The organism is Angustibacter sp. Root456, assembly GCF_001426435.1.
Classification (GTDB): Bacteria; Actinomycetota; Actinomycetes; order Actinomycetales; family Angustibacteraceae; genus Angustibacter.
The window spans coordinates 64,847-82,553 of sequence record NZ_LMER01000020.1; the positions used below are offsets into that span (position 1 = coordinate 64,847).

At 72.9% G+C, this 17,707-nt stretch carries 22 protein-coding genes; 6 read left to right on the plus strand and 16 right to left on the minus strand.

What is annotated here, in order from left to right:
• Positions 1-55: 55 nt before the first annotated feature.
• Positions 56-1,636, plus strand: coding sequence for a diguanylate cyclase (locus tag ASD06_RS15045; protein WP_056679500.1), 1,581 nt, complete (start codon positions 56-58; stop codon positions 1,634-1,636).
• A gap of 128 nt (positions 1,637-1,764) precedes the next feature.
• Here the strand turns inward: ASD06_RS15045 and dtd are convergent, their stop codons facing one another.
• The 10 genes from dtd to ASD06_RS15095 form a co-directional block, all read right to left on the minus strand.
• Positions 1,765-2,190 (minus strand): D-aminoacyl-tRNA deacylase, encoded by a 426-nt coding sequence (gene dtd, locus ASD06_RS15050; protein ID WP_056679501.1) that lies wholly within the window; start codon positions 2,188-2,190, stop codon positions 1,765-1,767.
• On the minus strand, positions 2,187-2,657 hold the full coding sequence (locus ASD06_RS15055) for a histidine phosphatase family protein (protein WP_200942310.1): 471 nt from the start codon (positions 2,655-2,657) through the stop codon (positions 2,187-2,189). Before ASD06_RS15055 ends, dtd begins: the two co-directional genes overlap by 4 nt.
• Before the next feature lie 96 nt (positions 2,658-2,753).
• Entirely contained in the window at positions 2,754-3,701 is a 948-nt protein-coding gene (locus ASD06_RS15060; RefSeq protein WP_056679504.1) for an asparaginase, read from the minus strand.
• A 10-nt stretch (positions 3,702-3,711) separates the two neighbouring features.
• On the minus strand, positions 3,712-6,012 hold the full coding sequence (locus tag ASD06_RS15065) for a bifunctional diguanylate cyclase/phosphodiesterase (protein WP_056679507.1): 2,301 nt from the start codon (positions 6,010-6,012) through the stop codon (positions 3,712-3,714).
• Positions 6,013-6,051: 39 nt separating this feature from the next.
• Positions 6,052-7,056, minus strand: coding sequence for a GGDEF domain-containing protein (locus tag ASD06_RS15070; protein ID WP_157371746.1), 1,005 nt, complete (start codon positions 7,054-7,056; stop codon positions 6,052-6,054).
• A 35-nt stretch (positions 7,057-7,091) separates the two neighbouring features.
• Entirely contained in the window at positions 7,092-8,168 is a 1,077-nt protein-coding gene (locus ASD06_RS15075; RefSeq protein ID WP_056679517.1) for a diguanylate cyclase, read from the minus strand.
• 60 nt (positions 8,169-8,228) lie between these two features.
• A complete protein-coding gene (locus ASD06_RS15080) occupies positions 8,229-8,615 on the minus strand; it encodes a phosphomannose isomerase type II C-terminal cupin domain (protein ID WP_200942239.1) in 387 nt (128 codons plus the stop codon).
• Entirely contained in the window at positions 8,612-8,950 is a 339-nt protein-coding gene (locus ASD06_RS15085; RefSeq protein ID WP_056679523.1) for a DUF2516 family protein, read from the minus strand. The genes ASD06_RS15080 and ASD06_RS15085 overlap by 4 nt, the downstream gene beginning before the upstream one ends.
• A gap of 71 nt (positions 8,951-9,021) precedes the next feature.
• The gene (locus ASD06_RS15090; protein ID WP_056679528.1) at positions 9,022-9,657 is read right to left on the minus strand and encodes a hypothetical protein; all 636 of its coding nucleotides are present in this window, start codon (positions 9,655-9,657) and stop codon (positions 9,022-9,024) included.
• On the minus strand, positions 9,654-10,211 hold the full coding sequence (locus ASD06_RS15095) for a helix-turn-helix domain-containing protein (protein ID WP_056679529.1): 558 nt from the start codon (positions 10,209-10,211) through the stop codon (positions 9,654-9,656). Before ASD06_RS15095 ends, ASD06_RS15090 begins: the two co-directional genes overlap by 4 nt.
• A gap of 122 nt (positions 10,212-10,333) precedes the next feature.
• Between ASD06_RS15095 and ASD06_RS15100 the strand changes: the two genes are divergently transcribed.
• A complete protein-coding gene (locus ASD06_RS15100; protein WP_056679530.1) occupies positions 10,334-10,558 on the plus strand; it encodes a ribbon-helix-helix domain-containing protein in 225 nt (74 codons plus the stop codon).
• Positions 10,555-10,902, plus strand: coding sequence for a type II toxin-antitoxin system PemK/MazF family toxin (locus ASD06_RS15105; RefSeq protein ID WP_056679532.1), 348 nt, complete (start codon positions 10,555-10,557; stop codon positions 10,900-10,902). The genes ASD06_RS15100 and ASD06_RS15105 overlap by 4 nt, the downstream gene beginning before the upstream one ends.
• A gap of 7 nt (positions 10,903-10,909) precedes the next feature.
• On the opposite strand, the gene ASD06_RS15110 is transcribed toward ASD06_RS15105, so the two are convergent.
• The 4 genes from ASD06_RS15110 to ASD06_RS15125 are packed head-to-tail and all read right to left on the minus strand — an operon-like array spanning position 10,910 to position 13,872.
• Entirely contained in the window at positions 10,910-11,482 is a 573-nt protein-coding gene (locus tag ASD06_RS15110) for a hypothetical protein (protein WP_056679535.1), read from the minus strand.
• Positions 11,483-11,488: 6 nt separating this feature from the next.
• Positions 11,489-12,337, minus strand: coding sequence for a 3-keto-5-aminohexanoate cleavage protein (locus ASD06_RS15115; protein ID WP_157371747.1), 849 nt, complete (start codon positions 12,335-12,337; stop codon positions 11,489-11,491).
• Positions 12,338-12,353: 16 nt separating this feature from the next.
• Complete coding sequence (locus ASD06_RS15120) at positions 12,354-13,385, minus strand: folate-binding protein YgfZ (protein WP_056679540.1); 1,032 nt, start codon at positions 13,383-13,385, stop codon at positions 12,354-12,356.
• Positions 13,386-13,413: 28 nt separating this feature from the next.
• Positions 13,414-13,872: an FABP family protein gene (locus tag ASD06_RS15125; protein ID WP_056681026.1), complete on the minus strand. Its 459-nt coding sequence runs from the start codon at positions 13,870-13,872 to the stop codon at positions 13,414-13,416.
• A 181-nt stretch (positions 13,873-14,053) separates the two neighbouring features.
• Between ASD06_RS15125 and ASD06_RS15130 the strand changes: the two genes are divergently transcribed.
• Both ASD06_RS15130 and ASD06_RS15135 read left to right on the plus strand, forming a co-directional pair.
• Positions 14,054-14,416: a DsrE family protein gene (locus ASD06_RS15130; protein WP_056679542.1), complete on the plus strand. Its 363-nt coding sequence runs from the start codon at positions 14,054-14,056 to the stop codon at positions 14,414-14,416.
• A gap of 71 nt (positions 14,417-14,487) precedes the next feature.
• Positions 14,488-15,540, plus strand: a complete 1,053-nt coding sequence (locus ASD06_RS15135) for an LCP family protein (protein WP_056679543.1) — start codon at positions 14,488-14,490, stop codon at positions 15,538-15,540.
• A 14-nt stretch (positions 15,541-15,554) separates the two neighbouring features.
• Here ASD06_RS15135 and ASD06_RS15140 read toward each other — a convergent pair whose 3' ends face one another.
• Positions 15,555-16,376, minus strand: coding sequence for a hypothetical protein (locus tag ASD06_RS15140; protein WP_056679546.1), 822 nt, complete (start codon positions 16,374-16,376; stop codon positions 15,555-15,557).
• A 66-nt stretch (positions 16,377-16,442) separates the two neighbouring features.
• Positions 16,443-16,691 (minus strand): MoaD/ThiS family protein, encoded by a 249-nt coding sequence (locus tag ASD06_RS15145; RefSeq protein ID WP_056679549.1) that lies wholly within the window; start codon positions 16,689-16,691, stop codon positions 16,443-16,445.
• A gap of 190 nt (positions 16,692-16,881) precedes the next feature.
• Between ASD06_RS15145 and ASD06_RS15150 the strand changes: the two genes are divergently transcribed.
• Positions 16,882-17,604 (plus strand): response regulator transcription factor, encoded by a 723-nt coding sequence (locus ASD06_RS15150; RefSeq protein ID WP_056679552.1) that lies wholly within the window; start codon positions 16,882-16,884, stop codon positions 17,602-17,604.
• The last annotated feature ends 103 nt before the right edge of the window (positions 17,605-17,707 follow it).

A 17,707-nucleotide genomic window follows, 5' to 3' on the forward strand; every position in this document is an offset into this window, starting at 1 on the left:
ACCCAGGGGGGTGGTATTGCTCGGGTCGGGGCCAGCGTCTGCCGATAGGGCTTGCATGGGGCACGTCGCGCAACCCGCCTCCGGGACGGAGGCTGACCTGGCACGCCAGGCGATCTCGCGTGCCCTCGACGCCCTCGAGCTGGTGCCGTACGACGATCCCGCCGCCGCGGCAGCGCCCGCGCTCGAGCTCGCTCAACGTGCGGACGCCCTCGGGCTCCTCGACCTCGTGCACCGCGCGCGCCTCGTGCACGCCGACGTCATCGGCCGCGAGGGCGACACCGCCGGCGCCGGCAGCATCGCCCGCCAGGTCAACGAGTGGGCGGCCGAGAAGGCCGACGAGCACCTGCTCGCGCGCAGCGAGCGGCTGCTGTCGGCGTTCTACTCGCGCATCGGCGACATGCCCACGGCGCTCGAGCACGCCGTGCGCGCCGTCGAGCTGCTCGGCGCCACGGCGCGACCCCGGCTCGTGGCCGACCACCTCATGGGCCTGGCGCTCGCGTACGCGCGCACGAGCTCGTTCGACGCCGCACGCGACCGCTTCGCCACCGTGCTCGAGATCGCCGACGAGCTCGACGACGCCAGCCTGCGCATCGCCGCGCTCAACAACCTCGCGTACGTCGAGTACTGGGCTGGCGAGCCGGAGGCGTCGATGCGCGTCGCGCTGGAGATGCAGCGCGTCAGCGAGGCGCACGCGCTCGCGCTCGACGCGTCGTTCCTCGACACGGTGGCCCGCGCTCAGATGCTCATGGGCGACTACGAGGCCGCCGAGCGCACGCTCGCCCCCGTGCTGGGCGAGGACGGCGAGGGCCTGTCGCGCGAGTCCGACAGCCTCCCCGAGGTGCTGCTCACGCTGGCCGAGTGCCAGCGGATGATCGGGGCGACCGACCGCGCGTCCGCCAGCCTCGCCCGCTCCGCCGAGCTGTGCGAGCAGCGCAACCTCGAGGAGGTGCGCGTGCGCGTGATGGAGGAGCAGGCCAGAGTGCTTGCGGCACAGGGCGACTACCGTGCGGCGTACGAGCAGCACCGCGAGTTTCATGCCGCCAGCCAGGCGATCTTCTCGTCCGAGCGCGATGCGCGGGCGCGCATCCTCGCGACGGTGTTCGAGACCGAGGAGGCCGTGCGCAGCAGTAAGCGGTTCCGCGAGATGTCGCTGCGGGACCCGCTCACCGGGCTGTACAACCGGCGCTACGTCGACGACCGCGTGCCGTCGGTGCTCAGCCGCTCGCGCACCCACGCCACGTACGTGTCGGTCGCGATCCTCGACCTCGACCACTTCAAGGCCGTCAACGACCAGCTCTCGCACGACACCGGTGACGAGGTGCTGCGCCGCCTCGCGCCGCTGCTGCAGAGCGGGGCCGGTGACGACGGTTTCGCCGCGCGCCTGGGCGGTGAGGAGTTCCTCGTCGTGCTCCCCGGGTTCGACACCGAGCAGGCGGCGCGCCGCTGCGAGACCCTGCGGCGCGTCGTCCGAGAGCACGGTTGGCGCGAGGTCGTCGGCGACCTGCCGGTCACCGTGAGCATCGGCGTCGCGACGACGTTCGCCGGCGCGCAGACGTACACGGCGCTGCTCGCGGAGGCCGACCGGTGCCTCTACGCCGCCAAGCGCGCCGGCCGCGACCGCGTCGTCTCCTCCTGACCCCCGCCTGACCCCGGCCGACCCCGCCCCCCTCGCGCTACCGGCCCTCCGGCAAATTCCCCGGAATTTGTACGCCTAGGTGGTCGCAGCCGTACAAGTTCCGGGGAATTTGCCGGGGCGGGGAGAGGTCAGGCCTCGAGGAGGATCGTGACCGGGCCGTCGTTCACCAGCTCGACCTGCATGTGCGCTCCGAACCGCCCGGTGCTCACCTCGAGGCCGCGTTCGCGCAGGGCCGCGACGACGTCGTCGACGATCGGCTCGGCCACCGGCCCGGGCGCCGCCGCCGACCACGACGGACGCCGTCCCTTGCGCGTGTCGGCGTAGAGCGTGAACTGACTGACCACGAGCAGGGGCGCGCCGAGGTCGAGGGCCGAGCGCTCGTCGTCCATGATCCGCAGGTCGGCGATCTTGTTGGCGATGGCAGCCACCTGAGCCGGGCCGTCGCCGTGCGTCACGCCGACGAACACGAGCAGCCCCGGCCGGTCGAAGGCACCGACCACCTCGCCGTCGACCCGCACGCCGGCCCGGCTCACCCGCTGCACGACCGCTCTCACACCGGCTCCTTCGTCGACCCGATCCGGTACTCCCAACCGTCCTGCCAGCGGAAGTCCTCGTGCGCCAGGCTCTCCAGGGCCATCCCGTGCACGAGGTGCTCGAAGGCCCACCGAGTGGCGATGTGCCCGATCACGAGCACCCGCCGGCCCTCCCAGCGCAGGGCCAGGTCGTCGAGGAACCGGCCGACGCGCGTGACGGCCTGGCGCCAGCTCTCGCCGTGCGGGTAGGGCGAGTCGAGGTGGTCGGCGCGCGCGGCATGCAGCTCGGCCGCGGGCATGCCGTTGCGCGTCCCGTAGTCGCACTCCCGCAGCCGCCAGTCGAGCAGCACGGGCACCGGCGCGGCCGCGAACGCGAGGGACGCGGTCTCGACCGCGCGGGCGAGGTCCGAGCTGAAGACCGCGACGATCCCGTCGTCCGCCCGGCGGCGGCCGAGCTCGCGCGCCTGCTCGCGGCCCTGCTCCGACAGCTCTCCCGGGCCCGGCCGGTGGCGCGCCCCCGCTCGTTGTCGACGGTCGTGGCGTGGGTCTCGAACACCACCTCGACAGCCACGGCGTGCCCTCCCTCAGCCCAGCGGAAGGGCGCGGACGGCGCCCACGGGCTCACCGTGCCCGAACACCGGAGCCTCGCCGAGGAACTCGATCGCCGAAGGCTCGATCCCCAGCGCCAGCAGCGCCTGCTGCATCACCACCGGCCGGGCCCGCTCGCCGCCGTCCCCGATCTTGATGGCCGCGGAGTGCCCGGACGGCAGCGCCGCCGCGTACACCGCCTCGGCGCCGTCCTTGGCGATGAGGCCGGGCACCGACTGCATGAGCCGCGTGACGTCGCGCCGCGTGCCGCCGACGTACTCGGGGTGCGCCCGGACGGCGGAGCCCACCTTCCCCTCCGGCGTGTCGCCCGGCGCCACGGCCAGCGCCGCGAACGAGCGCGCGAGGGCCGTCAGCGAGATCGCCATGACCGGCGCCCCACAGCCGTCGACGCCCGTGGCGCTGACGGGCTCGCCGCCCAGCCGCCCGAGGGTCGCGGCGATGGCGACCTGCAGCGGGTGGTCGGGGTCGCGGTAGGTGTGGAGGTCCCAGCCGGCCACCACGCACGTGGCGAGCATCGCCGCGTGCTTACCTGAGCAGTTCTGCGCGAGCGATGACTTGTCGCGTCCGGCCGCGATCCACGCGGTGCGCTCCTGCGCGTCGTACGGCAGGTCAGGGGTGTTCTGCAGGACGCTGTCGTCGAGCCCAGCGTGCGCCAGCACCCGTTGCACCGCCTCGAGGTGGAACGCCTCGCCCGAGTGGCTGGCGGCCGCGAGCGCCAGCAGCTCGCCGTCGAGGTCGAGGCCAGCGCTCACCATGGCGGCGGCCTGGGCCAGCTTGTTCGACGACCGGGCGAACATCGGCGCGTCGACGTCGCCGACCGCGACGATCACGTGCCCGTCCGGGTCGAGCACGACGGCGCTGCCGTGGTGCACCGACTCGACGAAGCCTGACCGGACCACCTCAGCGACGGGCACGACAGCCATGCCCTGGACCCTAGTGGGACGCTCCGGGTGCAGCGAGCTCGGCCTCGGTGACCACGTCGAACACCCTGCCCGACAGCAGCATCCGGCTGATCTCGTCGGCCTCGACAGGACGGCTGAAGAGGTAACCCTGCCCGAGCTCGGCGCCCTGCTGCTGGCAGGCCCGCAGCTGCTCGACGGTCTCGATGCCCTCGGCGATGGTCTGCAGGTCGAGCCCCGCGGCGACGTCGATCACCGAGCGCACGAGCACTGCGGTCCGGGCGTCGCCGACCAGCGCGCCCACGAACTCGCGGTCGATCTTGAGGACGTCGGCGTCGAAGCGCCGCAGGTAGCGCAGTGACGAGTAGCCGGTTCCGTAGTCGTCGATCGCGACGGAGATGCCTTCGGCGCGCAGCTTCTCGACCAGACCGGCCGCCGTCTCGAGGTCTTCCATCAGCGCGCTCTCGGTGATCTCGAGCACGAGCTGGTCGGGCGAGATCGCGTTGCGCCGCAACGCCTCCTGCACGATGACGGGCAGCGTGGGGTCGCCCAGCTGCCGGGCCGAGAGGTTGACGCCGAGTCCGAGCCGGACGTCGGGGGCCAGCTCGGCCCAGGCCGCCAGCTGGGCCAGCGACGTGTGCAGCACGTGCGTGCCGAGGCGACCCATGGCCCCGACCTGCTCGGCCATGGGGATGAACTGCACGGGGCTGATCTCGCCGAGGTCGGGGTGGCGCCAACGCAGCAGGGCCTCCACGCCGCGCAGCACACCGGTGCTCAGGTCGACGACCGGCTGGTAGAGCAGGTGGAACTCGGCGAGGTCGCGCGTCGCGATCTCCTCGCGCAGCCGGATCACCGACGCGGCGCGGGTGCGCTCGACGCCGGTGAGGACGACGGCGGGCGCGTGCTGCACGTCCTTGTCGGCCTTGGCCTGGTACATCGCGACGTCGGCGTGGGCGAGCAGGTGCTCGGAGTCGCGTGCCTCGGCGCGCCCGGGTGCCCGCTCGTCGAGCACCACGCCGACGCTCGGGCGCACGCTGAACTCGCGGCTGCCGATCACGAACGACCCGTCGAAGGCGTCGACGACCCGCTGCGCGAGCGGTTGGCCGCCGCCGCGCACGGCCTTCTGGCAGATGGCGAACTCGTCGCCGCCGAGCCGCGCCACGAGGCCGTCGGCCGGCATGGCGGCGAGCAGCCGGCGCGCGCACTCCTGCAGCAGGCGGTCGCCGGTCTCGTGGCCGTGGGTGTCGTTGACGTCCTTGAAGTCGTTGAGGTCGACCATCGCCACGCCGACGGGGTGGGCGGTGACGTCGGCGAGGGCCTGGCCGAGGAACTGCAGGAAGCCGCGCCGGTTGGCCAGACCGGTGAGCGGGTCGAGCAGCGTCTCGGCCCGCGCGGTGCGCTCACGCGCCTCCAGCTCGGCGACGAGCTCGTGATGGTCGTGGGCGGCCGCCGCCTGCCGGGCGAGCATCCCAAGGCCGGCCAGCAGGATGGGCAGCATGTCGGCGCGGCGGAAGTCCCCGCCGTTGACGAAGGTCCATCCGGCGACGAGCAGAGCCACCGCGAGCGGGCCGTAGGGCACGACGAGCTCACTGAGCACCGTGCCGTTGGCGAGGGACTCGGGGGGTTCGGTCGGGCTGTCGCGAGCGCCCCGGGCGAAGGCGGTGCCGAGCACGGCCACGAGGCCGACCTGGTAGAGCTGGGCGATCCAGCCGGTGTTGTCGTAGGTGCCACCTGCGACGGCGACGGCGTACGCGGAGTCCGAGACCAGCAGCAGCGCCAGCCCGAGGCCACCGCGGCGCAGGAAGGCGCGGGCGTGGGGCACCGCGCGCGGATACACCGACACGATCGCGGCGAGCGTGAAGGCACCGATGATCGCGTACGACGCCCCGACGAGGTCGCCGCCGCCGCCGCCGGCGTGGACGCGTAGCTGCAGCGAGAGGTACCACAAGGCGGCGGCTGCCGTGACGCCCTCGGCCAGCGCCCCCACGCGCAGCCCGCGGTAGGTGGGGACGAGCACGACGCAGGCCACGGCGAACGGCGCGTACGACAGGCCGAGCAGCTGCATCGGGCTGCTCGGGTCGGCGGGGTGCCCGGTGAGCACCACGGGCAGCGTCGCCGCCACGCCCGCCAGGAGCAGGCCGGCGCCCAGCAACCGCTTGGAGGCGGTGAGCCCGTCGCGCCGCTGGGCCAGGACGAGCAGCGCCACCGCCGCGGCCAGGGCGGTGCCGGCCCGCACCACGACGGAGAACACGGGACCCCACGAGACGGCGAGCACGCTGAGCGTCGCCAGCACGGCGCCGGTCAGCGCGATGAGGGGCCGCCGCGCGCGGCTCATGGCTGGCACATCAGATGTATCGGCACAGAGGAGCTGTGCCTACAGGGCTCTGGCGTGGGCAGGTTGCAGGCCGTGGAGCACGTCGTCGAAGCCGTTGGTGAGCACGCGGTCGCGCCCGGCCTCCTTGGCCCGGTAGAGCGCGCGGTCGGCGTCGCGGAGCGTGAGGTGGGGGTCGGCTCCCGCCTGGTGGCAGCTGGCGCCGCCCGACCACGTGATGTGCGGGTAGTGCTCGGCCCAACGTTGGCGCAGCCGGGCGGTGACCGACGCGGCGCCGAGGCCAAGGCCGTTGTCTTGCGGCAGCACGAGCACGAACTCCTCGCCGCCGTAGCGCGCGACCTGGTCGCGTCCCCGGACGACGGCGAGCAGCGTGGTGGCGAAGTCGACGAGCACCTGGTCGCCGTAGTCGTGCCCCCCGCTGTCGTTGACCTGCTTGAAGTGGTCGAGGTCGAGCACCAGCACGACGTCGCCGGGGCTCAAGGTCGCGAGCGTCGTCTCGAGCGCGCGCCGGTTGGGCAGGCCGGTGAGCGCGTCCGTCTCGGCCTGCTGCTGCAGGTCGTTGGCGCGGTCGAGGTTGGCGGCCGCGCGCAGCGCGAGCACGTCGGCGAGCACCGCCCAGATCAGTGCGGCCAGGACGAGCCGCACGACCTGCTCGGGGCCGACGTGCCGCTGCATCGCCACGAACGTGACGACGGCGGCGGGCAGGGTCCGCAGCCCGGTGTGCACGGGCGCCACGACGCCGACGTACATGAACCACAGGGTCAACAGGGCGACGTACGCGGGCGCGGCTGAAGGGGCCCCGACGCCGAGCGCCACGAGCACGACCATGGCGGCGTGGGGGTAGGCCGCGGTGGTCCAGCGGTCCCAGCGGCGCCAAGGTAGGGCGGCGCTGATCAGCCCGACCAGCACCATCGCGGTGGCGGCCCCGAAGACCACCCAGGGGACGCCGTCCTCCTCGCTCACCCACCAGCCCGACAGGCCGATGGTGAGGCCCTGGAAGACCATCAGCCAGCGGCCGAGCCGGGCGGCGTCACTGGTGGAACGCACGTCGACGACTGTGGCGACCCGCTGCCTGAACCTGCTCACGACCAAGTTGTCGTCGCAACGGCCTGCGGGCTTGAGCCCACGATCTGCTGGGCTGGCGGCGGCGCGCCGAACTCGTCCGGCGCGGTGGCGGTGACGACGCGGTTGCGCCCGGCGGCCTTGGCGGCGTAGAGGGCGCCGTCGGCGCGACGCAGCGTGGCGTAGGGGTCTTCGGACGGCGCGACGTCGGCCGCTCCCGCGGACCACGTGACGTCGTGGCCCAGGCGGTGCCACGACTCGCGGACCCGGTGCAGCACGGCCGTCACCACCGCTGGCGACGCCGCCTGGTGGAGCACCAGCACGAATTCCTCGCCGCCGAGCCGGGCGACGACGTCGCTGGCCCGCACGGCCTCACGCAGCACGCGGGCGAAGTCGACCAGCACGGCGTCGCCGTACGCGTGGCCGTGCCGGTCGTTGACGAGCTTGAAGTGGTCGAGGTCGAGCACGACGACCGCGTCGCCGGGCGCGGCGCCGACGAGGGCCGTGTCGAGGCCGCGCCGGTTGAGCACACTGGTGAGGGCGTCGGTCGCGGCCTGGCGCTCGAGGGCGGCGGTGCGTCCGCTGCTGAATGCGGCGCGAGCGGCCATGGCCTCGGCGATCACGACCCAGGTGCAGCCCGCGAGCACGCCACGCACGAGGTGGCGTGCGTCGAACTCGCCCAGCATGAGCAGGTAGACCGACACCGCAGGCATCAAGAGCGTCAGCGACGTACCCGCCGGGGCAGCGAGGCCCGCGAAGAGGAACCACAGCGCGAGCAGGCCGGCGTACGGCGCCGCCGCACGCGGCGGCCCCAACGCCAGACAGCCGAGCACGCCGATGGCGACGACGGGCAGCGTGGCGACGCTGCGGCGAGGCCAGCGCTGCCAGGGCAGAGCCGCAGCACTCAGCCCCGCGACGATCAGCCCGACTCCGACGGCGAGCGGGACGCCGGCCGCACCGGCCGAGGCGTGCAGCCACACGCCGGTGCTCGCGACGACCGCGCCCTCGAAGACGACGAGCACGATGCCCAGCCGCGCGGCAGCGGCGGTGTCGGTGACGTCCAACACCGCGGCCAACCGGCGCACGAGGCCCTGCACGAGGTGATCTTCGACTCGTGGCGGCCGGCGCTTGAGGATTCGCGCAGGCGTGCCGCGCCGTCAGCGGGTGTAGTCGTCCTCGAGCCGCTCGATGTCGGACTCGTTGAAGTCACCGAACGCGATCTCGAGCAGCCGGCCGGCGCGGTCGCTCTTGTTGGCCATGCGGTGGACGGCGCCACAGGGCACCCACACGTCGTCGCCCGGCTGCGCCGTCCACGAGCGGTCGTCGACGGTGACGTCGATCGGCACGTCGAGCACGTGCCAGAACTCGCCGCGGTGGCCGTGCTTCTGCAGGCTCAGCCGGTGGCCGGGCTCGACGGTGATGATCTTGACCGTGACGCGCTCGTTCGACACGAACTGCTGGAACTGACCCCAGGGGCGCTCGGCGACGAAGAACGCCTCGCGCGGGTCGGCGACCTGCGGCTGCGCGTCGTCCGGCCGGCTCACCATGGACCGTAGGGGCCGGCTGACCCGCCGCGGCCGCCGCCTTGCACTTGGTTCAAGGCCGGCCGCACGTCGACGAGGTAGACGGCCGCTGCGACGAAGGCCGCGAGGTTCAGGAAGTTCAACGGGCTGAGGAAGGCGCCGTTGAACGAGATGAAGCCGATCGCGACCGCTACGCCGAGGATGATCATCCACCGCTGCTTGGTCATCTTGCCCGCGGCGACATAGGCGTCGGTACGGCGCCGGGCGCCGTCGACGAGGGCGACCAGCTGGACGATGAAGGCCAGCACACCCAGCGCGAAGAAGACGAGGGCCTGCGCGGACCCGAGAGCGAACATGAGAGGAGTCTAGGCGAGGACGTGAAGGGGACGGGCCGGCGCGCGGCCCGTCCCCTCCGACGCTCGATGCGTCAGTCGCCGACCTTGCTCGCGCTGGCCTCGGTCGCCTTCGCGGCAGCCGCAGCGGTCTTGCGAGCGCTGGTGACGGTGGCCTTCGCGGTGCTCTTCGCCCGCGTGGTGCGCTTCTTGGCGGTCGTGGTGGTGCGCTTGGCGGCCGACTTGGTGCCGGTCGTGCGCTTGGCCACGGACTTCTGCGTGTCGGCCACGACCTCGCTGCCCTCGCGCTTCGCCGTGGTCACCGTGGCCTTGGCCGCGGTGCGGGTGTCAACGGCCGCGTGGCGGACGGTGGTGACGGCGGCCTTGCCGCGCGAGAGCGTGACCTTGCCCTGGGCGATGAGGTCCTGCGTCGCCTTCTGGCGCTTGATGCGGGCGACGAGCTTCTCACCGCGCGCCGCGAGGTCCTCGTACGCCTCCTCGGCCTTGCCGGCCAGCTCGATCGACTTGTTGAGGGCCACGACCGGCACCTGCTGGGCCTGGCCGGGCAGCGCCTTGACGTCGAGGTTGAGGCGGGCGACCTCGACGCGCAGCTGCGCGCCACGAGCCCGAGCGTCGCGAGCCTTCTCGACCACGAGGTCGGTGGCGCCCACGAGGGCCAGCACCGGCGTCCGGTCGGTGACCGTCTTGCGGATGTCGTTCACGAGAGTCATGAGGTGCTCCTTCGGTCGCTGCTTCGGGTGGTCCGTGCGGTCGACGCCGCCGTCGACCGAGTCGTCGGGGCCGGCTTGCGCGCGGCTTTCTTCGCCGTCTTCGTGGCGGCCTTCTTGGCGGCCTTCTTCGTGGCCTTCGCAGTGGCCTTCGAAGTGGCCTTGGTGGCCGCGCGGGGCGCCGGCCGGGCGGCCGGCTCCTCGACGCGGGCGTTCTCAGCGCAGAACGACTCGTAGATGTCGAGCAGCACGCGCTTCTGCCGCTCGCTCAGGCCGGCGTCGCCGAGGATCGCGGCCTTCACCTCGACCTGACCGGCGTCCTGCTCCTCGAGGATCCCGGCCCGCACGTACAGCGACTCCGCACTGATCCGCAGGCCCTTGGCCAGCGACTGCAAGATCTCGGCGCTCGGCTTCTTCAGACCGCGCTCGATCTGGCTGAGGTAGGGGTTGCTGACGCCCGCCACCTCGGCGAGCTGGCGCAACGACAGCTTGGCGCTGTGCCGCTGCTCCTTGAGGAAGCCGCCGAGGTCAGCCAGGTCGTCCTTGATCGAACTCACGCTTACTACTGTGCTTGCTGCAGTTAGCAGATGCAAGCGAGCAGGCCGTGAGCCCCCTCACACGCCCAGGGCTGATCATCCGCTGGGTGGTACACGAGTACTACCCCAGGTAGCATCCCGGTATGAAGGTCAGCATCAGCCTGCCTCGCGAGGACATCGAGTTCCTCGACTCCTACGTCCACGAGCAGCGTCGCCCGTCACGCTCCGCTGCCATCCACGACGCCATCGCTGTCTTGCGGGCGGCTCGCCTACAGAGTGACTACGCGGCTGCGTTCGACGAGTGGGAGCACAGCGGCGAGGCCGCCGCATGGGAGGCAGTCACGGGCGACGGTCTCGGCGCTCGATGAGGCGCGGCGAGATTCGGTATGCCGATCTCGAACCAGCTCGGGGATCAGAGGCAGGCAAGGTCCGACCGGTCGTCGTCGTGAGCAACAACGGGGCGAACGCCGCCGCAGCCGCTCGGGGACGAGGCGTCGTGACGATCGTGCCTCTCACGTCGAACGTCGACCGGGTGTTCGACTTCCAGGTGCTCGTGCCAGCGGTGGCATCCGGACTGCCGAGGGACTCCAAAGCACAGACCGAGCAGGTGCGAAGCATCGACGTCCGTCGACTTGGACCATCCGTCGGCGCGTTGCCGTCCCAGCTCGTCGTCGAGCTAGGGCACGCCTTGCGGCTTCATCTCGGTCTGTGACCGAGGGTCACTCGGCGGCGAGGACGTCCTCGACGCTCGTCTCGCCCTCGCGGTAGCGGCGGCCGACCTCGGTAGTGAGCAGGTCCATCACACCCTGCACCCGGTGGCGCGACTCGCTCACCGACGACTCCAGCGCCGCCAAGTGCTCGAGGGCGTGGGTCAGCTCGGCGTCGCTGAGGGACGACGGGTCGCTGGCTCGGACGTCGTCCACGGCGCTCTCGGCCGCCCGGCGGTGCTCACCCACCCGGCTCGGCTCGGCGGTGAGGTGCCGCCCGAGGCCGTGGTCGCTGCGCGGGCCGTCGGCGAGCACGCTGGCCAGGTCACGCGCCAGCTCTTGGTCGGAGCGGCTGCCGGCCGGAACGGCGCCGTCACCGGCGCGGCTGCGCTGCTCGGCGCGCAGCAGGTCCATGCGCCCCTGCAGCAGGCGGCGGGCGTAGCTGAGGTCGGCCTCCTCCTGCTCGGCGAGGTGCCGCCGCTCGCGCAGCTCGTCGATCGGCAGGTCCGCCAGACCCTGGGCGAAGGACGGTGCGAGGACGCGGTCGATCGGTCGGCGTCCACCCTCGTGCGGCTGCGTCGTCATGGATCCTCAGCTCGACTGGCTCGGTGCGCGGCGGTCGCGCACAGCGAGCAGGCTACGCGCTTCGTCGGTGGACAGGGGCGGTCTCTGCATCACGGTCGCGAGGTGCGCTGCGCGCTCGACGAGCTCGGCGTTGTCGCGCACCGGGCGGCCCTTGGCGAAGACGAGGTTGTCCTCCATACCCACTCGCAGGTGGCCACCCATCGCGAGCGCCGCGGCGGCGATCGGCAGGTGCGTGCGCCCGATGCCGGTGGCCGACCACGACGTCACCTCGGCGGGCAGCATCTGCACCCCGGCCACCAGCGCCTCGACCGTGCCCGGCATGCCACCCGGCACGCCGGTGACGAAGTCGACGTGCACCTTGCCGCCGTAGGGCAGGCCGTAGGTGTCGATGAGCCGGCGCAGCGCCGCGACGTGGCCGAGGTCGAACAGCTCGAACTCCGGCACCACCTCGCGCTCCTGCGCCTGCTGGTAGAGCTGGCCCATGAACGGGTAGGGGTTGAGGAACACGTCGTCGCCGAAGTTCGTGGTGCCGCAGGTGAGCGAGCACGAGTCCGGCTCGGCGTCGAGCACGTTCAGGCGCGACTCGAGCGGGTCGTGCACGCTGCCGCCGGTCGACAGCTGCACGACCAGGTCGGTCTGCTCGCGCAGTGCCTGCACGGTGTCGCGCAGCCGCTGGGGGTCGAGCGTGGGCTGGTGCTCGTCGTCGCGGATGTGCACGTGGATGAGCGACGCACCGGCCGCTTCGCAGGCCTTGGCCTCGGCCACCAGCTCGTCGAGCGTGGTGGGCAGCTGCGGGACGTCGGACTTCGCGGTCTCGGCGCCAGTGGGGGCGACGGTGATCATGGTGCCGGGCATGGCCGACATCCTGCCATCAGGGCGCGACGACGAGCTCCTGGGCGGCGCTCACGCCGTCGACGATCAGGACGGCGTCGGGGGCCGTGTTGCGCTTCACCAGGGCCAGGGCCACCGGACCGAGCTCGTGGTGGCGGGCCGCGGTGGTGACGTGACCGATGCGCCGCCCGTCCAGCTCGACGTCCGTGTTCGAGGTGGGCAGGTGGTGGGAGGAGCCGTCGAGGTGCAGCATCACCAGGCGCCGCGGGGGGCGGCCGAGGTTGTGGACGCGGGCGATCGTCTCCTGGCCGCGGTAGCAGCCCTTGCGCAGGTGCACCGCGGTGCGCAGCCAGTCGACCTCGTGCGGGATCGTGCGGTGGTCGGTCTCGAAGCCGAGCCGGGGCCGCCAGGCCACGACCCGCAGCGCCTCGGCGGCCCACGTGCCGGCCAGGGGGCGCTCACCGACGACCTCCGCCAGCTGCCGGCGCGGGACGAGCAGCTCGCGCCAGGCACGGCCGTTCGCCGGGTGGTCGGCCTCGTCGACCGCCGCGTACGACACGCTGCCCGGCGCCACGTGCGGCCACGGATCGCGCCAGGCCAGCGGCTCGCCGTCCGCGCTCTCGCGACCGACGGGCTCACCGAGCACGGCGAACTCGGCCGAGCGGTCGGTGACCTCGACCCGGAGCATGAACTGCATGCTGCGCAGCCACGCGATGAGCGCCTCGGCGGTGCCCGGCTCGGCCGTGATCCAGGCGCTCTCGCCGTCGTCCACGACGTGCAGCGCGTGCTCGACGTGTCCCTTGGGGCTGAGGATCAGGGCCTCGGTGGAGGTGCGCGGTGCCAGGTCGGTGAGGTGCTGGCTGGTGATGGAGTGCAGCCAGGAGAGGCGGTCGGGGCCGGTGACCGTGACCACCGCGCGGTGCGAGAGGTCGACGACGGCCACCCCCTCCTCGAGCAGCCGCTGCTCGCGGGTGGGGTCGCCGTAGTGCCAGGCGACACCGGCGTCGACACCGTCGGCCGCCACCGCACCGGGTCGGGTCAGCAGCGGGCTCGTGAGGGTGTCGAGGCTCATGCCTGGGTCAGCGTCCGTGGCGCGTCACTCATTCCACGCGCTTGAGCTGGGCCGACGCGTGGGACTGCATCGGCTGGCCGACAGCGGCCATGTCCATCACCCACATGAGGTCGCTCTCGACCAGGCCGTACATGCGCTGCGCGGCCGTGTACTCCTTGGCGGTGGGCGTGCGGGCCACCATGTCGGTGTGCAGGTTGACGCGCGGGCCCTCGACCGACCCGACGTAGATCTCGACGTAGCCCGTCGGGTGGGTGAGCAGCACCTCGAGGTCGCCGTTCTCCCCCGGACGCCAGAAGCCGGTCTCGCTGGCGAGCGGGCGCACCCGGTTTCCGGCGCCGTCCAGCTCCCACGCCTGGCTGCGGTAGTGCAGGAACGGCCGGCCGTCGTGACGGAACTCGACCTCCTGGCCGAAGTTCGCCGACTCGATCGTCGGGTAGCCGACGACGCCCGCACCCTCCCAGCGGCCGATCAGCCAGGCGAGCGGCATGAGCGGGGCGGGCAGGTCAGGGGTGATCTCCACGGCTCAGCGCTGGCCGCGGAACAGGCGGTAGACCACGAACACCGCGAACCAGCCGATCACCACGGACGTGGCGACCAGCACGGACGTGTAGACGATCTCCAGAGCACTCACGGCCCCGATGCTATCGGCCGCCGCTACGGTGGCCACCATGGCACGTTCTCTCGTGGTCAAGGTCACGGCCGGCGCCGACGACGCCGAGCGCTGCACGCAAGGCTTCACCGTCGCGGCGACCGCCCTGGCCGCGGGAGCGCAGGTGAGCCTGTGGCTGACCGGCGAGGCGACCTGGCTCGCGCTCCCCGGCCGGGCCGAGCAGCTCGAGCTGCCGCACAGCGCTCCCCTCGGCGACCTGCTGGGCGCGCTGCTCGCGGGTGGCCAGGTCACGGTGTGCAGCCAGTGCGCCGTCCGGCGCGACCTCGTGGTCGACGACCTGCTGAACGGCGTCCGGGTGGCGGGGGCCGCCGTGTTCGTCGAGGAGGTGCTCAGCGAGGGCGCGCAGGCTCTCGTGTACTGATCCTGTGAAGAGGTTCGTCCCGTTACGCGCGGAAGGGCCGCTCACACCGCGTGACGACCTATCCTCAGTGGGTGTCCGCGACCCAGACCGAGCCGGTGCCGAACGACGTCGGCTCCCGCACGCCCCGTCACCGCACGCCCCGTCACCGCACGCTGCGCATCGCGCTCATCAGCATCGGGGTGGTGCTGCTGCTCATCGTCGTCGCCGTGGCCGGCTACCTCTTCATGCTCGACCGCGCGGTGGCCTCGAACCTCCACCGCGACACCTCGCTGATGCAGGGCCTGACCGACAGGCCGGCCAAGCCGCAGGACGGCCCGGGCGCCGGCGCGCTCAACTACCTGCTCATCGGGTCCGACAGCCGCGCGGGCGAGGGGCCGTCGAAGATCACCGGCCAGCGGTCGGACACGATCATGGTCGCCCACGTGACCGCCAAGCGCGACAAGATCTACTTGATCGCCTTCCCCCGCGACCTCTACGTCGACATCCCCGGCCACGGCAAGAACAAGATCAACGCCGCGTTCACCTTCGGCGGCACGCCGCTGCTCGTCTCGACGCTGGAGCAGCTCACCGACACGCGGATCGACCACGTCGCGGTGATCGACTTCGAGGGCATGCGTCAGCTCACGAACCTGGTGGGCGGGGTCAGCGTCGACAACCGGTACGCCTCCACCGTGCCGCCGTACACGTTCCCCGAGGGCCGCATCACGGTGCAGGGCGATGAGGCCCTCGCCTTCGTGCGTCAGCGCCACGGCCTGCCCGGCGGTGACCTCGACCGCGTCGAGCGCCAGCAGCAGGTGGTGAAGGGCATCCTGCTCAAGGGCGTCAGCAAGGACGTCGCCACCAACCCCGGCAAGCTCATGGACCTGATGAAGGCGGGTGCGAGCAGCCTCACGGTTGACGGCGCGCTCGACCAGGGCGAGCTGCGCTCCACCGCGGTCTCCATGCGCAACCTGCGCGGCGACGACATCGTCTTCGTGCAGGCGCCGATCACCGGGTTCGGCCGCAGCCCTGCCGGCGCCTCGATCGACGTCCTCGACACCGGGCGCATGCAGGAGCTGTCGAAGGCGCTGCACGACGACGACCTTCCCGGCTACCTGGCCGACAACCCCGCCCGCACGAAGTAGCGCGGCGCCGAGCCTCAGCCCACCAGCAGGCGCAGCAGGACGTAGGCCACGGCGCCGGACGACGCCAGAGGGGCCACCGCCAGCGCGACCCAACCCGGGGCGCGGGCCGACGCGGGCAGCACCGCGAGCATGCGGTGCAGGACCAGCGCGGTGGTGGCGCAGACCAGTCCGGTGAGCAAACCGACCACCACCGTCTCCTGCGCGAACAGACCACCGAGCAGCGCCGCCACCAGCCCACCGCACACGACGGCCACCGGGTACGACAGCCGCCCGGGCCAGGGCAGCAGGACGCCGGCCAGCGCCGTGACGACACCGGCGCCCCAGACGACGACCCCGGTCGCGCTCACCGCGGTGGCGGGCAGGGCCACGAGCGCGCTCAACGACGCCAGCACCGCGATACCCATCACGGAGCCGGTCACGGACTCGACCAGTCGCGGGCGCGCGTCGCGGCGAGCCAGCTGGTGCACGAACTCGGCGAGCACCCCCAGAGCCACGGCCAGGGCCAGCCACCGCAGGCGCGGCTCGTCCGGCGTGGCCGCCACCGCGAGAGCGCAGCCGGCACCGGCGAGCGCGACCACGGCGCGCGTGCCGCGGGGGCTCGGCAGGTCGAGCAGGTCGGGCCAGCCCCACGCCATGGCCAGCGCGGTGAGCGCCACCGCCGCCGCGGCGAGCACCGGTCCGGCGAACGAGCCCAGCACGATCACCGCAGCGAGCGCCGCGCTCAGCCCCACCGTCCAGTACGCGACCGCGCCGCGGGGCGCACCGAGCAGGGCCGGAACGACCGTCGCGTCACCCGCGGCCCGCGGGGGCTCGGAGGCGGTGGGTGCGTCGCTCACCCCGTCATCTTGCCAGGTGCGGTTGCTCGCGACGGAGCGGTCAGCGACCGCCGCCGGAGTTGGCGCTCAGCCCCCGGCGAAGGGTGGGAGCACCTCGACCGTCTGGCCGTCGGCCAGCCGCAGGTCGGTCGCGTCGTCACGCACCACCCGGCCGTCGACGAGCACCGAGCTGCGGCCGAGTACCTCGGCAAGGCGGCCGCCGCGGGCAGCGAGCGCCTGCAGCACCTCCACGACGGTGTCGGCGGCGAGGCGCTCCTCGTCGACACCCGCCGCCTCGCGGGCGCCGGCCCAGTAGCGCACGGTCACTTCGGCCACGGGCGCTCCCTCGTGCTCTGCGGCGGCATCTCAGGCTGCGGGACATCGCGCCACGGCCTGAGACGGTCCGTGGCGCCGTGCCCTATTCTGCCGGAGTCGGCCAGCGGCGTCCGACCCGATGGGTCAGCCAACGCGCCGACGTACCGCCTGCGCCTCCCGGCCCGTCCCGCACCGGAAGGAGGGCCCGCCCGTGGCGAGACTGCTGCTGCTCACCAACGACCTCGCCCCGAGCAGCGAGGTCGTGCCGGCACTCGCGCTGCTGGCCCACCAGGTGCGCGTGCTGCCGGCCGAGGCGTCCGCGCTCGTCGAGACCCCGCCCGCCGACGTCGTGCTCGTCGACGGCCGACGCGAGCTGGCCCACGCCCGCTCCCTGTGCCGGCTCATGCGCACCACCGGCGTCTCGGTGCCGGTGGTGCTCGTGCTCACCGAGGGCGGTCTCGCGGCCGTTAGCGCCGACTGGGGGGTCGACGACGTGCTGCTCAGCACGTGCGGGCCCGCTGAGGTCGAGGCCCGCGTGCGGCTCGCCATGGGGCGGGCGCTGCTGGGCGCGGACGACGAGGCGCTGGCCCCCGAGATCGTCGCCGGCGACGTCGTCATCGACGAGACCAGCTACACCGCCCGCGTGCGTGGGCGGGCGCTCGACCTCACGTACAAGGAGTTCGAGCTGCTGAAGTACCTCGCGCAGCACCCCGGGCGGGTCTTCACCCGCGCCCAGCTGCTGCAGGAGGTCTGGGGCTACGACTACTACGGCGGCACCCGCACCGTGGACGTCCACGTCCGACGGCTGCGGGCCAAGCTCGGGCCCGAGTTCGAGCACCAGATCGGCACGGTACGCAACGTGGGCTACCGGTTCGTGCCGCCGGGGCGCGAGGGGTCGTCGTCCGAGGTGGCCCAGCCCTCCGACGTCCACTGAAGGCTCCTCCCCCACCCCCACTCGGCCGCCCCACCCCGCCCGCCCGTGATCATGCACGCCAGCCCACCCCCCGGTCGCCCGTGATCATGCACGCCAGCCCACC